11 protein-coding genes, 1 tRNA gene and 3 pseudogenes are annotated in these 13,699 nt (G+C 45.7%); 10 read left to right on the top strand and 5 right to left on the bottom strand.

Annotated features, from left to right (window positions below; translation table 11 throughout):
- Positions 1–105 precede the first annotated feature (105 nt).
- Positions 106–320 (bottom strand) — tRNA-Pro (locus J5224_RS11520).
- On the opposite strand from J5224_RS11520, the pseudogene J5224_RS11515 reads away from it, so the two are divergent.
- Positions 300–467, top strand: a pseudogene (locus tag J5224_RS11515) (NADP-dependent isocitrate dehydrogenase); the annotation flags it as partial. The gene J5224_RS11520 and the pseudogene J5224_RS11515 sit on opposite strands and share 21 nt — an antisense overlap.
- A gap of 136 nt (positions 468–603) precedes the next feature.
- On the opposite strand, the pseudogene J5224_RS11510 reads toward J5224_RS11515, so the two are convergent.
- A pseudogene (locus J5224_RS11510) lies at positions 604–897 on the bottom strand (tyrosine-type recombinase/integrase); the annotation flags it as partial.
- Between the two features lie 17 nt (positions 898–914).
- Here J5224_RS11510 and J5224_RS11505 point away from each other — a divergent pair.
- Together J5224_RS11505 and J5224_RS11500 are read left to right on the top strand one after the other, a co-directional pair.
- Positions 915–1,124 carry a hypothetical protein gene (locus J5224_RS11505; protein WP_264625509.1) on the top strand — a complete coding sequence of 70 codons (210 nt, stop codon included), beginning with the start codon at positions 915–917 and terminating at the stop codon, positions 1,122–1,124.
- The gene (locus J5224_RS11500; protein ID WP_264625508.1) at positions 1,063–1,836 is read left to right on the top strand and encodes an LPD38 domain-containing protein; all 774 of its coding nucleotides are present in this window, start codon (positions 1,063–1,065) and stop codon (positions 1,834–1,836) included. Before J5224_RS11505 ends, J5224_RS11500 begins: the two co-directional genes overlap by 62 nt.
- 134 nt (positions 1,837–1,970) lie before the next feature.
- On the opposite strand, the gene J5224_RS11495 is transcribed toward J5224_RS11500, so the two are convergent.
- Positions 1,971–2,267, bottom strand: coding sequence for a hypothetical protein (locus tag J5224_RS11495; RefSeq protein ID WP_195313036.1), 297 nt, complete (start codon positions 2,265–2,267; stop codon positions 1,971–1,973).
- A 722-nt stretch (positions 2,268–2,989) separates the two neighbouring features.
- On the opposite strand from J5224_RS11495, the pseudogene J5224_RS11490 reads away from it, so the two are divergent.
- Positions 2,990–3,157: pseudogene (locus J5224_RS11490) on the top strand (NADP-dependent isocitrate dehydrogenase); the annotation flags it as partial.
- A 651-nt stretch (positions 3,158–3,808) separates the two neighbouring features.
- Positions 3,809–4,918: an SDR family oxidoreductase gene (locus J5224_RS11485; protein WP_264625507.1), complete on the top strand. Its 1,110-nt coding sequence runs from the start codon at positions 3,809–3,811 to the stop codon at positions 4,916–4,918.
- Positions 4,919–5,180: 262 nt separating this feature from the next.
- On the opposite strand, the gene lpxP is transcribed toward J5224_RS11485, so the two are convergent.
- Complete coding sequence (gene lpxP / locus J5224_RS11480) at positions 5,181–6,104, bottom strand: kdo(2)-lipid IV(A) palmitoleoyltransferase (protein ID WP_264625506.1); 924 nt, start codon at positions 6,102–6,104, stop codon at positions 5,181–5,183.
- 610 nt (positions 6,105–6,714) lie between these two features.
- Between lpxP and J5224_RS11475 the strand changes: the two genes are divergently transcribed.
- Positions 6,715–7,518, top strand: coding sequence for a gluconate 5-dehydrogenase (locus tag J5224_RS11475; RefSeq protein WP_264625505.1), 804 nt, complete (start codon positions 6,715–6,717; stop codon positions 7,516–7,518).
- Positions 7,519–7,639: 121 nt separating this feature from the next.
- Here J5224_RS11475 and J5224_RS11470 read toward each other — a convergent pair whose 3' ends face one another.
- A complete protein-coding gene (locus J5224_RS11470; RefSeq protein ID WP_264625504.1) occupies positions 7,640–7,858 on the bottom strand; it encodes a KTSC domain-containing protein in 219 nt (72 codons plus the stop codon).
- Between the two features lie 215 nt (positions 7,859–8,073).
- Between J5224_RS11470 and J5224_RS11465 the strand changes: the two genes are divergently transcribed.
- From J5224_RS11465 to J5224_RS11450, 4 genes are all read left to right on the top strand, one after another.
- Positions 8,074–8,280 (top strand): DNA polymerase III subunit theta, encoded by a 207-nt coding sequence (locus J5224_RS11465; protein WP_264625503.1) that lies wholly within the window; start codon positions 8,074–8,076, stop codon positions 8,278–8,280.
- Between the two features lie 440 nt (positions 8,281–8,720).
- On the top strand, positions 8,721–10,289 hold the full coding sequence (locus J5224_RS11460) for an inositol phosphate phosphatase SopB (RefSeq protein ID WP_264625502.1): 1,569 nt from the start codon (positions 8,721–8,723) through the stop codon (positions 10,287–10,289).
- 254 nt (positions 10,290–10,543) lie between these two features.
- Positions 10,544–10,801: a hypothetical protein gene (locus J5224_RS11455; RefSeq protein WP_264625501.1), complete on the top strand. Its 258-nt coding sequence runs from the start codon at positions 10,544–10,546 to the stop codon at positions 10,799–10,801.
- Between the two features lie 639 nt (positions 10,802–11,440).
- Entirely contained in the window at positions 11,441–13,603 is a 2,163-nt protein-coding gene (locus J5224_RS11450) for a putative bifunctional diguanylate cyclase/phosphodiesterase (RefSeq protein ID WP_264625500.1), read from the top strand.
- Positions 13,604–13,699 lie beyond the last annotated feature (96 nt).

Genomic DNA, 13,699 nt, shown 5'->3' with positions numbered 1-13,699 from the left:
GTGAATCCCGTTAGGGTTTTACCATCATTTTACCATTGTTTTACCATCGCCAAATTTCAGGCATAAAAAAACCAACCGTAAAAGGTTGGTTTTCTTGGGATTATTTGGTCGGCACGAGAGGATTTGAACCTCCGACCCCTGACACCCCATGACAGTGCGCAGCATAAAAAAGCGTTCTCCAAAATGAAAAATATCTTTCGTAAAAACAGTGGGTTAGAAGAGCAGGATTTTGCACGTAAATTGATGTTAAACATAAATTATTTACCAATAAATCAATTGGATACGAAAATAATTTTTATCTACTGCTGCGCCACATGCACTGGTTCGAAGCGGCCGACCTGATTGTTAAAGGTATGGAAGGCGCGATCAAGAACAAGACTGTGACCTACGATTTCGAACGTCAGCTGGAAGGCGCTAAGCTGCGGAAATGTAGTGAGTTTGCTCAGGACATCATCGACAATATGTAATCGTATTGTTGCGATAAAGATCGGCGGGGGCGCTTTGCTGCCGCTGGTTTTTAACACAACGATTTTCATTTAGGAAAATGTTAGGAAAATGATTTAGGAAAATAGAATAAAAAATCACCGCACTAGTAATCGCCTTTCAACCCGACTTCACCTGAATTGTTAACCAATCTTTACCACGGTCATCGTTATAGGCATCGGTCTGATGCTGCGATTTATGCCCCAGTAAATGCCGGGTATCGACATCCCCTTGTTCACGGTAAAGCCGTTCTGCCAGCGAGCGCTGTTCATGAAAAGTGGGCGGCGTGCCACTCTCCCAACTCAACCCTGTTTTATCCCTGGCCTTACTAAAACGCATGGTAAGAGTGCGCGGCGTGACACCATCACCGCGTTTGGCCTGAGACGTGGTGTGGAAAAAATGAACCAGGTACCGGCAAAGCAGACTCACTGATGGGAGTTTTTGATGTGCTGGGCAGCCAGCGTGAAAATTTCCTCAAATGGATTGCTGGTCACCGTTCCGAGCGTCTGATGGCAGAAGGACGTGAAAACAACTTCACGGCGGATGAAATCGCCTACATGCAAACCCTGGATTGGCCTGATGTTCGGCACGATGCCGGAGCGTTTCGTGCGTATGTTGGGCGGCGAGGATACGCCGGGTAAATTTGGCAAGATGGTGGCACGTAATTTCTTTGAAACCATGGCGTTCAACCCAATCCCACAGGTAGTGAAGCCGATTGCTGAAGCCTATGTGAATTATGACTTCTTCCGTGGTGGTCCAATCGAAAACATGGCGGACAGCAACCTGATTGCTGAAGCGCGCTACAACGATCAGACCAGCCTGCTGATGCGTGGTATCGGGCAGGCAACGGGGCTATCACCCAAGATGCTCGATCATATCGTGCAGGGTTATACCGGCACGCTGGGCGCTTACGTGCTGGGGGCCAGTAACATAGTGGCGCGGCAATTCACCGATGCAGGGGAAACGCCCGCGTTACGGTTGGATGAGCTGCCGGTGATTAAATCCTTTCTGCGCGGTGCTGATCCGGCCAAGTCCACCCAGTTTGCCGATGATTTCTATCACATGATGAGTCAGGCTAACCAGATTAGCCGCACGATTAATGCTTACCGAGAGCAGGGGCGCGGCGATGATGCGCGTGCGCTACAAGAAGACAATCGCGGGTTACTGTCCAAACGCCAGGCGCTGACACGAACCCAGAAGGCGCTCCGACAGTTGAATGACCGTATCGAGATGGTGCGTATTGACCGCACGCTGAACGCAGAAGAGAAACGCGAACGTATCGATCGCATGATGGGGCAGCGCAATAAGCTGTATCAACAGGCAGTAGAAAGAGTGCATCCGTACTTCGATTGAATCCTTAACTTAAAAAGCGAAAGCCCCGGCGTGCTGCAAACACTCGGAGCTTTCTACACCTTTGAAGAAGCAAAGGAAACCTGTGTTCAATTTTAGCAAGCTAATACGTTAGTTGCGAACCATGGGTAAAAAAATCACGGTATTTGCCTATTGCCACTACCGTTCCATGTTGGGCCAACCGTTTCAGGTATACGAGTGTTATTTCCACTGCCGTTCCAGGTTGGACCAATCATAACCGGGACTGGGGTGCTTACTGGTAAATGTTGTTTTGCTTGAAGTAAAACTTCAGTACCTACAGTTACACCTACGCCAACAGGCGTTGGCAGTTTCATAAGTGTAGTCCCGATACCAACGATTAATGAGGTTGGATCATAAGAATCATTACCAGCACCACTAATTGATTGAATTTCATTGACAGTTAACTCTCTCATTTTCATCACTCCTTTTTTGAACGATTACACCATAAAAAAGCAAGGTATATAGCTGAAGAAATGAATGCGTATGAAAATACATGTAAAAAATTTATGCAGCGGATGTCCCATTGTTTTTGAATTAAAAAATCAACTAAAAACAAAACGAAAAACATAAAAAACAACAGCACAACTGAAGATAACATAAATTTAAATCTTGGAGTGATGTAATTTATAAACGGAACTAAAATACATATAAATAAAATTTTATCCATTACCCACCCCTTTTATATGTATACATATATTAAATATCGTAGCTTTCCACGCTTAAACGACAGGATTATAATGCCATTACATATAACTTTTCTTAATCATCCATTCAATTAACGTTATTTATTGTTTTATTCGAGTGGATTTATGGTGCATTGTTCGCCTTCATAACAACGAAAGGCGCGATCACCAATACAGCGATCCCAAACGGCACGGCAAAAAACGGATGCACGGTCATCATAACCGCAGCGAGAATCAAGCAAATAATGAAAGCAGTGGATGACATGTGTTATCGGCTCGTGAGACGTGTTAAAGGGTGAAAAGTAATCAATTTGAAGGGAAAAACGTTCAGTAAAATACAAAGTAGAGCACTGTTTTATAAGGATAAATTTTTTTGAAAAGTTGCCCTTAAATAATGCGCTATTTTGTATTTTTCATTAAATAAATCATGTGGTTATCTGTTCGCTTTCGGACTACTGCTGCGCCACATGCACTGGTTCGAAGCGGCCGACCTGATTGTTAAAGGTATGGAAGGCGCGATCAAGAACAAGACCGTGACCTACGATTTCGAACGTCAGCTGGAAGGCGCTAAGTTGCGGAAATGTAGTGAGTTTTCTCAGGGCATCATCGATAACATGTAATCCGCTGTTAAGTGTGGATTAACAATAGGGGCCAGATTTGGCCCCTTATTTTTTGTTCTGAAAACCTTTTTCCAAAGCCCCTCTCAAAAAAGTGTTCATAAATTATCCTGATTTGTTGCCGATAACCACTCTCACGATGAGATTGAGACTGGAATTGGCCGTGCATCCAGCATGGATGTCAGTAACAGAGCTATCGAATCCAAGTAAGATATCCATAATGACTGTTTGCGTTATAAATGCCACTAGATCAAGTGGATAACACAACCTGCACATTTTGTAATACCCACAAGGATTAAATAATAATGCATTTATTGAAACTTCGTTTAATAACGCTTGTGTAATATTTCTATCTATCATCGATTCGGGGGTAGAAAGAGAAAGATTGTTGTGCCTAATAGCTAATAGGTCTGGTAGGTACTAATTGATATGTTACAAAAGATAAAATTCAGGATGCGCTGACTAAGGTGTAGTCCTTAGCAATGTATGGCGTTTATATACACTGCTTGGTGTTCACCGAGATATAAATAAGTCTGATATAGCCACCGCTATATAAAACATTGCTACTTTGTAAGCAGATGGTGTCGTTCTATTAAATTTATGTGGGTATTTACACTATTTGTTTTTTTAGAAAAAGTGAGTCTGCGAGAAAAAATGAACAAGATATTAATTACTGGTGTTACAGGGTTTGTCGGTGGGGCTACACTGGAAAATATTATTAATAATAACCTTAGCTGTGATTTACTTCTTCTTGTTCGTGCTGACTCTTATGGTGATGCTGTCAGACGCGTTCATGATAATATGAGAAAGTTCAATGTCAGTGAGAATAAATTATCAAAAATAACGGAGGGTAATATATTATTAGGGGATCTTGGTAAGCCCGATTTATATTTAGATGATCCTCGGTTAGATAGCATAACGCATGTGATTAACTGTGCAGCCATTGCGTCATTTGGTAAGAACCCGATGATCTGGAAGGTTAACGTTGATGGTACTCTCGCTTTAGCCCGAAGAATGGCGAAGGTGAAGGGATTACAGCGGTTTCTGCATGTAGGTACGGCTATGTCATGCACGCCAGAGCCCAATACGCTTGTTGCTGAAGACACCCATTTTATTGAAAGTAAGAACCATTTTGTTGAATATACGCACTCGAAGCTGATGGTTGAAAAACTAATGCGCAAGCATTGCCCAGAAATGCCACTTTTATTTGCGCGTCCCTCTATCGTTGTTGGTCACACCAAACACGGTTGCAAACCGTCCAGCAGCATTTTCTGGGTTTTCAATATGGGGTTGATGTTACAGAAATTCATGTGTTCGATGAAAGATCGCATTGATGTTATCCCCGTAGATTACTGTGCTCAAGCCATAATCATGCTCCTTAATAGCGATCTGCCCAATGGCGAGATTGTTCATATTTCGGCAGGGGATGAACATTGTGTTCAATTTAAAGAAATTGATAATGCAATAGCTGATGCTATGCAGCGGCAGCCAGTTGGTGATAAATACGCCAAGGTCAGTTATGATGTTTTGTTAACAATGCGTCGAGATTTGAAAAAAATCTTTGGCCCCTGCAATGAGCGAATTATGCTCAAAGCCATGTATTTATACGGGCAATTTGCTGAGTTAAATGTTCGGTTTGATAATCATAAACTATTAAGTTTAGGGATGCCAAAACCACCAAAGTTTACTGATTATATTGGTTTGTGTGTGAGTAGCACTCGTCATTTATCTATACCACAACAGATGATGGTCGATTTTAAATAAAATAACGACAAATTATTCAGGATATAAAACCACAGTGTTAATCAGTACTACGCAAATCAGCCCAGCGGTAATCGCTGGGCTGATTTGGATTTAAAGAAAGGAATTATATTTTGGGCAATGATAACCGCCCGCCCGTATCGTCTACGGATTCTCTGCTACCACCATCCCAGATAGCTGCCAGCGCCTACAACGATAGCCACAACAATCATTATCATTGTGATTTTACTCATTGGTATTTCTCCTTATGTCCTTGGCAGTATCATTATATATACAGTGACTTTTCACCCTGCGGCCGTGTTTTAAAACGTCGGTGAACCCAGAGATACTGTTCAGGTGCGCGCAATATTTCGCGTTCTATGACCTTGTTGATGTAGGTTGCTGCGGCAGATTCATCGTCTTTTGGGTAATCCAGTAATTCAGGCTCAATGATTAGCGTATAGCCAGTAAGGTCTGGCTTTCTGATAAGCGTGATGGTCAGCATAGCCGCACCGGACAGACGGGAAAGGACATAAGTTCCATTGGTTGTTGCTACATCACTGACGGCAAAGAAGGGCGCAAAAGTACTGCCTTTCGGACCGTAATCCTGATCGGGAGCAAACCAGACAGCTTCTCCCTGGCGTAAGGCCGCGACCATGGCCTTCAGATTTCGGCGGTCGATCATCGCTTTGTTGGAACGCATTCTGCCTTTGGTCTGCACCCATTCCAATAGGCGATTATTGTGTGGGCGATACATCGCCATCATCGGTTGGCATTGGCCCATGGCACGACCACCCAGCTCCAGCGACATAAAGTGCACGCCAACCACCATTACACCGCGTTTATTCTCTTGTGCGCGTTGGAGATTTTGTAAACCTTGCACGTCAAACAGCTTACGAATGCGCTCGTTGGGCCAAAACCAGGCAATCCCGGTTTCGACCAGTGCCATGCCCAATGACGCAAAGTTGCCGGCAATAAGCCTTTCTTGCTCTTCGTCGTTTAACGTTGGGAAGCAGAGCTTAAGATTCCTGCGCGCGATGGTTTCTCTTCGTTTAAGAAACGGTCGCGACAATCGACCACAGAGGGCACCCAGGCGAATCAGCACGGGGTAGGGTAGTTGGACCAAGAGGAAAAGTACCGTAACACCGAACCAGGTTAGCCAGTAACGAGGGTGGAAAAAGGTAGGGCAAAAACGAACGCTCGAACTCATGATGTTCCTATACGCAGTATACAAAAAGAAAGGGATGTATCGCATAAAGAAACAGACTTTCTGTAAGCGGCACACTGGGACGAAAACCCTGATACCTGGGGGTATGTCCTCACTCCAGTAAGCTGCCTGACCTAAAGGTTTCAGGAAACGGCGCACTCCTCCTTCATACCCGCTATATGATAGAGGTAAGGTATTCCGCTTATCCAGCGATTTCATTCATCATTTTGTCAATTTGCATGTTCTTTACGAATCTCTTCGATGGCGCTCTGGTTTTATTGATGTTGTGCTTTGCAAGGTCAGGTAGCGTAATCGGGTGAGGGGGCAGTCATGTGGAACAACGCGCTAGAAAATTTGATCTCCATAGCTTTTTCACAAAATATCGTTGCTTCTAAAATGAAACAATGTTTCGTTTTTGTGGTGCGTGTGGTATTTTATGACTCTAGGACTGGATATGATTACGTTGTTCTAACGCAGTAGCCTCACAGTAAGCGCCGCGCTTCTGGTTGATCGGTATCAGATGACGGAAGTATGAAGGGGCGATTACAGAGATGCGATGATGTGAATCATATCGCTCTTAATCTCTTCGCTAAATCGATATGGGAATGGTTAAATGAGTAATTATCAGCAGCAGTTTTCTCTTGAAGGTAAAGTGGCTCTGGTCACAGGGGCCTCTTACGGTATTGGTTTTGCCATTGCCAGCGCATTGGGCGAAGCTGGGGCGACAATCGTTTTTAACGATATCAAACAAGATGCAATCGAAAAAGGCCTGGCCGCTTATAAAGACGCTGGTCTGAAAGCGCACGGTTATGTCTTTGACGTAACAGATGAAGTTGCGGTAAACGCGACGGTTAAGAAAATCGAAGAAGAAGTGGGTGTGATTGATATTCTGGTCAACAATGCCGGTATCATTCAACGCACTCCGATGCTTGAAATGGAAGTGTCTGATTTCCGTAAAGTGATCGATGTTGACTTGAACGCGCCTTTCATTGTTTCCAAGGCCGTTTTGCCGTCCATGATCAAAAAAGGTCACGGTAAAATCATCAACATCTGTTCCATGATGAGTGAACTGGGTCGTGAAACTGTCGCGGGATATGCTGCGGCAAAAGGCGGCCTGAAAATGCTGACCAAAAATATCTGTTCTGAATTTGGTGAAGCCAACATTCAATGTAACGGTATTGGCCCGGGCTACATCGCTACGCCGCAAACTGCACCGCTGCGTGAAATTCAGGCTGATGGCTCTCGTCATCCGTTTGACCAGTTCATCATTGCAAAAACACCTGCTGCACGTTGGGGTACTACCGACGATCTGAAGGGGCCTGCTGTATTCCTGGCGTCCAACGCGTCTGATTTCGTGAACGGTCACATTCTGTACGTTGACGGCGGCATCCTGGCTTACATCGGTAAGCAGCCGTAATTGTCGTTCACCAGGTTTTTGCTTGGTGAGCAACAGCGTTAACCAACAAACGGGAGCTTAGCTCCCGTTTGCCTTTTTGTTACTCAGACTGTCTGTCACTGAAAAAATGCCTAGGGCCCCACTAGGCCATTCGGCGGCATAAGAATTTCCCTTTTATCACTCCATCGAAAAACCGGCCTTTCGAAACCACGGCATCGGAAATGTATTTTTTATAAATTCTTTCCGGAACATCTAGGTACTGATAAATCTCACCGTTATGAAAGGCGATTTCCAATATGCGTTTATCGGGATCGTAACCGATCGCACGAATCCTGGAGGATGTGACTGAATGCCGCAACACCACGTATGTCCTCTATACCTGTCAGCAAAGACAAACTATACGGCATTTAGGAACGTGGCATCCAGCGTTACCTGCATATCGCGTGATAGGAAAATTGACTGCTTACTTTGTGATCTATCGCAATGTTTTTCTGTGTTGCTTACAACGTGTTTTTCATAGGGTGTTGTATATTTTTAATACAGCATGGTGCTGATCACTAGGGAGGATCTGTTGGTATGATTAATTTTGAAAAGATGATTCTCGAATACAGTGACAAGTATGCAGATTTTGCTGCATCGACAGTCGCCTTTATGGAAAGCCAGAAGCGCGAAATATGTGCTGAAACAATTGCTCAGAAAATCCCACCGGAAAAAAGAGCCTATTTTGAGACTCGGTTAGAGCATTACCGGAGCATCTATAAAGCGCAGACGCTGGTTGAGTGATGTGAGGATTGCAGCGGCACTCTGCTTTCCTTCATGTCTTACATCGCTCTCTTTGCTAAGGAAATACCATTCAGGGATGAAGTCGTTCGTGGTTTGTCAGTAAGCTACCCTTCCGCAACATAGACGTTATCACCCTCATCAGCGTGTGATCGCTATCATCATTGAATTGGGCGTTTAATAATAGTTAATCGTATTAGGGGTCAGTAACGTTACCGCTCAATAAGCGGAGGCGTTATTTTATGGGCGTTAATGGTTTTTTTGGCATCAGGCAACAGAAGTATCACGTTAATAATCATCTGAATAGTAGTGCTAAAAGGGAGGGGGCGATAACCGCCGATAACAGAACGTTGTGGGCGAATCATCTAAAATCCGCGGTGCAAATCGATGATAGGCCGACATTGTTCATCGCGGCTGATAAGAAAAAAATTTTTACAGGCACCGTGGCGCAACGTGTTAAACAGTATCAGGCAGCAAAGCGCTCTGATGTTAAACGTCAACGTGAAATAGACGCGTCCTCCCGCACGACAGAAACGTTGAGCGTCTTAGAAGGGCATTTTATCAGCGCTGCCACCAGTGCAATGTTAGCATTGGGCCGCGATCCCTCGTCATTACTGGATCAAACGCATCAGAAACGGCACGCGGAAAACAGAGCGCTTAGCAAACAGGATTTGCAGGAAGCGAAAACCATAAAGCCGCTATTGATAGACGGACTGACGAGAGCGTTTATCAATCAAGGATTTTCTGCAACAGAAGCAAAAGCGCAGGCCAAGCAAGCCTTTGCGGCGGGTTTACGTGAGGTGCTCAATGCTCAGAAATGGGAAACGATCGATACGCGTTTTCAACATAACAATGTGCACTACCAGTGTACGCTCACGCCTGCCGGGCAGATGAAGCAGGGGGAAAATGGGGTTTTTCACACTCGCTACAATGACAAAGGGATCGCTTCCTCTTCCTCGCAAGAAGCCGCCCATGCCACGAATTTATGGCTATCAGAATTCAGTGCCCTCGGTGAAAAAGGGACAATACAAAGGCTGTTTACCGGGATCCGCCACGGCATCTTGTCTCCTTTTGGATTGGCAAAAAATTCGGATGCGCGCTTTTTCGGTGCGCAAACGCGTGCTATGGAAGTGGTGACTGCCGCGCTGTTTGCTCGCCCTGAGTTGCTGCGTGACGCTGAGCAAGGGAAAACGGTGGCGCTGAATCTGGCATCAACATCATTGGTTACCGGAGGGCGCGGGGCTGAAAAAGAAATGATGGATGACCAGATGCAGGCATGGGCGCTATTGAGTCAACAGCAGCCGTTACAAGTTCCGTTAAGGGATGCTCAGGGCAATATTTATCACGCCTCGGTAAATCTGAACGTTGCGGCATTTAACTTCGGTGTCAACGAATTTGCGCTCATAGGCAATATCGGGTGGAAACAGGCAGATGGTTATAACGAAGTGGCGATGAAAACGCTGCTTGGCGATGATTTAAGCGTAACTGCGCCACCAAACGGGTGGGTGGGCGATTATTTATCACAACATCCGACGGCAGAAAATGCACAAAAAGTTCGAACGCTAAGTCAGCAGTTAAAAGCCATTTGGGCCAATAAAACGCATCATCGTGATGGTGGTGAACCCTATAAAGCAGCTTTGCGTGTTGCCCTGCTCGCCAATGAAATTGGTGCGATGCCTTGTTGGAACTGCAAGAGTGGTAAAGACCGAACTGGCATGCTGGATGCGGAAATTAAACGTGAAACAGTGAAAATGCATCAACATGACACTGGCGTGATGAAACAAACCGTGAATGTCAGTCTACCGGGAAGTTCTCTGGACAATGCGGAACAACAGTTGTTACAGACCATTTTGCTGCATGGTGGTAATAAAGAGGTGCAACAGTATAACACTGGCGCGCCGGGGAATAAGGTGGCCAAATCATTGCCAAAATTTCTGACATTGTCCACGCGTCAAAGAATCGGGGACGAGTATGCCTTTAATAATGCCCGAGGATTATCTGAGTTTGTGTAGTAACGCCAAAGATGTTGCGCTGATGTAGTTTAAATGCGTCAAATAAATAACAATAACATTGCTATTTATAAGGTGTTTTGTGTGCCATTTTAATGGGTTCGACCGACTGTAAAAACGTGAATAAACCTTGATCTAAATCACAATCGACGAACCCACTTTTTGGTGTTATGAAAATCCCGTCGTCTGGGAAATAGCCTCATTAATATAAACTGATTCGAGTAAGGTATAACGTTACGTTATGCTGCGGAGGAAATATGTCGGTTATTCGCACATGCCTTAGCCTGTTTGGTGGTGATACGGTAATTGTACGGTGTTCTAATACGTTTGATATTCATATGAGCGATTCTACACCGGAATTGCATACCACACCGGAGGTGGTGCAAAACAACAGTATTAGCATTAGTGCTGAAGATGAGGTCTATTTTACCGTACCTTATACTGGTGAGTGGAACTTAACCATTAATGCAAAGAATGATACGCCAGAGCATTCTATTAGCTATTTCCCCGCATAATAGTGGCGTTACTCAGGGATGAGATAAATAAAATAGCGAATATCTTCTATTTATGGCGCAATATATCGGTTAACGCTGATAGTGATGTAGCGCCTAAGAAATAGATTGTGTGCTATTTACTGTCGGTGATGATGTTTGGCGTTGATTGTATTATTACAGTGTTGGTTACACCGCAATGCAGCTATCTCACCCAGCCCACATTCACATCCGCTTATATTCTTAAGCGCCCTCTCCATGCCGCGGCAATAGCGCTATTTCCTCGGCAAAGGTAAGACCAATACCTTGAGTCACAGGTCGTGCTGTGATGATAATCACGCCCCATGGTTACCAATGTTGCCAAGGACATGCAATATTCCTTAATTTTAATGCCTGATGTACCCAAGCAAACAAAAAGCAGCCATATTATTAACGCTTGAACAGGTTTTTACGCATTTCTGCTACGCTTGAAGACAAGGTTTCGGCAATAAAAGTGTAAGGACGGGCCGGGTGACCAGTGAGTAGAGCGTGGCTTGAACACTGGACGTTGCAGGATTCCCCGTATCCTTGTGCGTTGGACGTACGTCATTCATCTGCACCTGTAATCCAGGCACGGCATCATTATCTTAACGTTATGAACATCGGTAGCGTAGAGGGCATTGTATGAGCCAGGCACCAAGACCAAAAGATGAGGCAAAACGCTTGGCTGCCCTGAGCGAATACGGCATCGACCATGGTCTTTGCGATCCCGGCTTGAATAATTTGCTTAATTTAGCGGCGAATGTGTTTAACGTCCCCATCGTGCTGGTGTCTTTGATCGAAGAACAACGTCAGTTACTGGCTGCCGGTTTGGGGATATCGGTGTGCGAAACGTCGCGTGAAGCCTCTTTCTGTGCGCATGCTATTTTGCGGCGCAAGATCATGGTCATTCCCGATGCCAGGCTTGATGCGCGCTTTAAAGATAATCCCATGGTTGTCGGCACGCCCCATATCCGTTTCTATGCGGGGATACCGTTACGCACGCTATCAGGTTATGCTATTGGGACATTATGCATCATTGACCTTAAACCCCGGCGTACGCTGAGCGCCCGAGATGAACATAACATGCAGGATTTAGCCGCACTGGTAATGGACAGACTGGAAATGCGGCGACTTGAATTGGCGCGAAACGCCAGTCAGGTTCGCTTTGAGAATATTGCCAACACCTCACCAGACTCAATTATCTGTGTGAATGATAAGGGAATTATCACATTTTGGAATGCGTCAGCGGAGAAAATGCTCGAATATTCTCGTGCGCAAATTACTGGCAATAACATTGATACGATTGTTCCCAAGGCGTTTATCGAAAAATTCAACGCCGTGGTGAGTGACAAGGAAGCCCTCATCAAAGGTGTCACCGTTGAGCTGAACGTTCAAAGCCGTAGCGGTGCCCTGATTCCGGTAGAACTTTCTGTTTCCATGTGGGCAGATGACTTTACCGTGAGCTACGGGGCCATTTTGCGTGATATCACCGAGCGGCGACGCAACGAAGAACGCTTGTTTTTGTTAGCGCACATGGATCCGCTAACAGGGTTAGCAAACCGAACGCTGTTGACCTCCAGTTTGGAGCAGGCGTTGAAAGATGAACCTGCCATTTGTGTCATGATGGTCGATCTGGACGGATTCAAAGATGTGAACGACAGCCTTGGGCACGCTCGGGGTGATGAAATACTGGTCAGCGTCGCGAAGAAGATACAATCTAGCGTCCGTGCAGGGGATCTCGTGGCGCGGATGGGCGGCGACGAATTTGCGGTATTGCTGCCCGGCGTAAGCGATTACAAACTCGCCGCTGAGACAGCGGAGCGCATTATCCAGGAAATATCGCAGGCGATGATCGTGGAAGAACACCAGATCAACATCAGCGCCAGCGTAGGCACAGTGCTTTATCCTATGCATGGTATTACTGCGCAGGATTTGCTGACCAGCGCCGATTTAGCGCTCTATCAGGCGAAAGCGGAGGGGCGCAACTGCCACCGCTTTTTCACGCGTGAAATGCGTGAGATCTTTCAAGCCAAGCATGCATTTCAATTGGAGTTTATCCGCGCCTACGAACAGAGTGAATTTGAGGTTTTCTATCAACCTCAAGTCAATTTGATCACCAATGAAATTATCGGTGCCGAAGCATTATTACGCTGGCGCCATCCGCAAAAAGGGTTGCTGGGACCCGGCGCGTTTTTGGCGGCGTTGGAACGTGGCCCTTGGGCTGAACGTATCGGTGACTGGGTGGTTGAAACGGCCTGTCGTCAAGCGGCGGAGTGGTGTAACGCAGGAACCAAAAATTTTCGTATCAGTATTAATTTATTCAGCGCCCAGTTCCGTTCGGGCACTCTGGCGCAAAAGATCGAACAGGTGCTGGCGCGCACCGGGCTTAATGCGGGTTCGCTGGAGTTGGAAATTACAGAAAACATCATCTTGCGCTATGACGAAAACATGTTGCAGCCGCTGAAAGTGCTGCGGGATGCGGGGATTGGTATTGCTTTTGATGATTATGGTACGGGCTACGCGTCGTTGAGCATGTTGAAAAATTATCCGGTAACCCGGCTTAAAATAGATCAAACCTTTGTGCGCGCCATGTGCGATTCGCCGCCGGATGCGGCAATCGTGCGCGCTATTCTTTATCTGGGCAAAAGTTTTGGCCTTAACGTCATTGCTGAAGGCGTGGAGACCATGGAGCAATGTGAGCGCTTGCGCAATAAAGGCTGCGAAGAGGCGCAGGGGTACCTGTTTGGTCATCCCATGATGGCAGACGATTTCACTCAGCAGTTACGCGCACAGATGGCTTCTTAATCCCGCTAACCCAGTTCCTATCCGTTATTGAGTCCACCACTTACAAACAAAAAATGGAATATAGATCACATTTTTTCTATAGTGGTGGACTTGTGC

The organism is Candidatus Symbiopectobacterium sp. NZEC135, from assembly GCF_025962695.1.
Note: the sequence above shows the minus strand (reverse complement) of the source record. Positions and strands in the feature narration are given on the sequence as shown.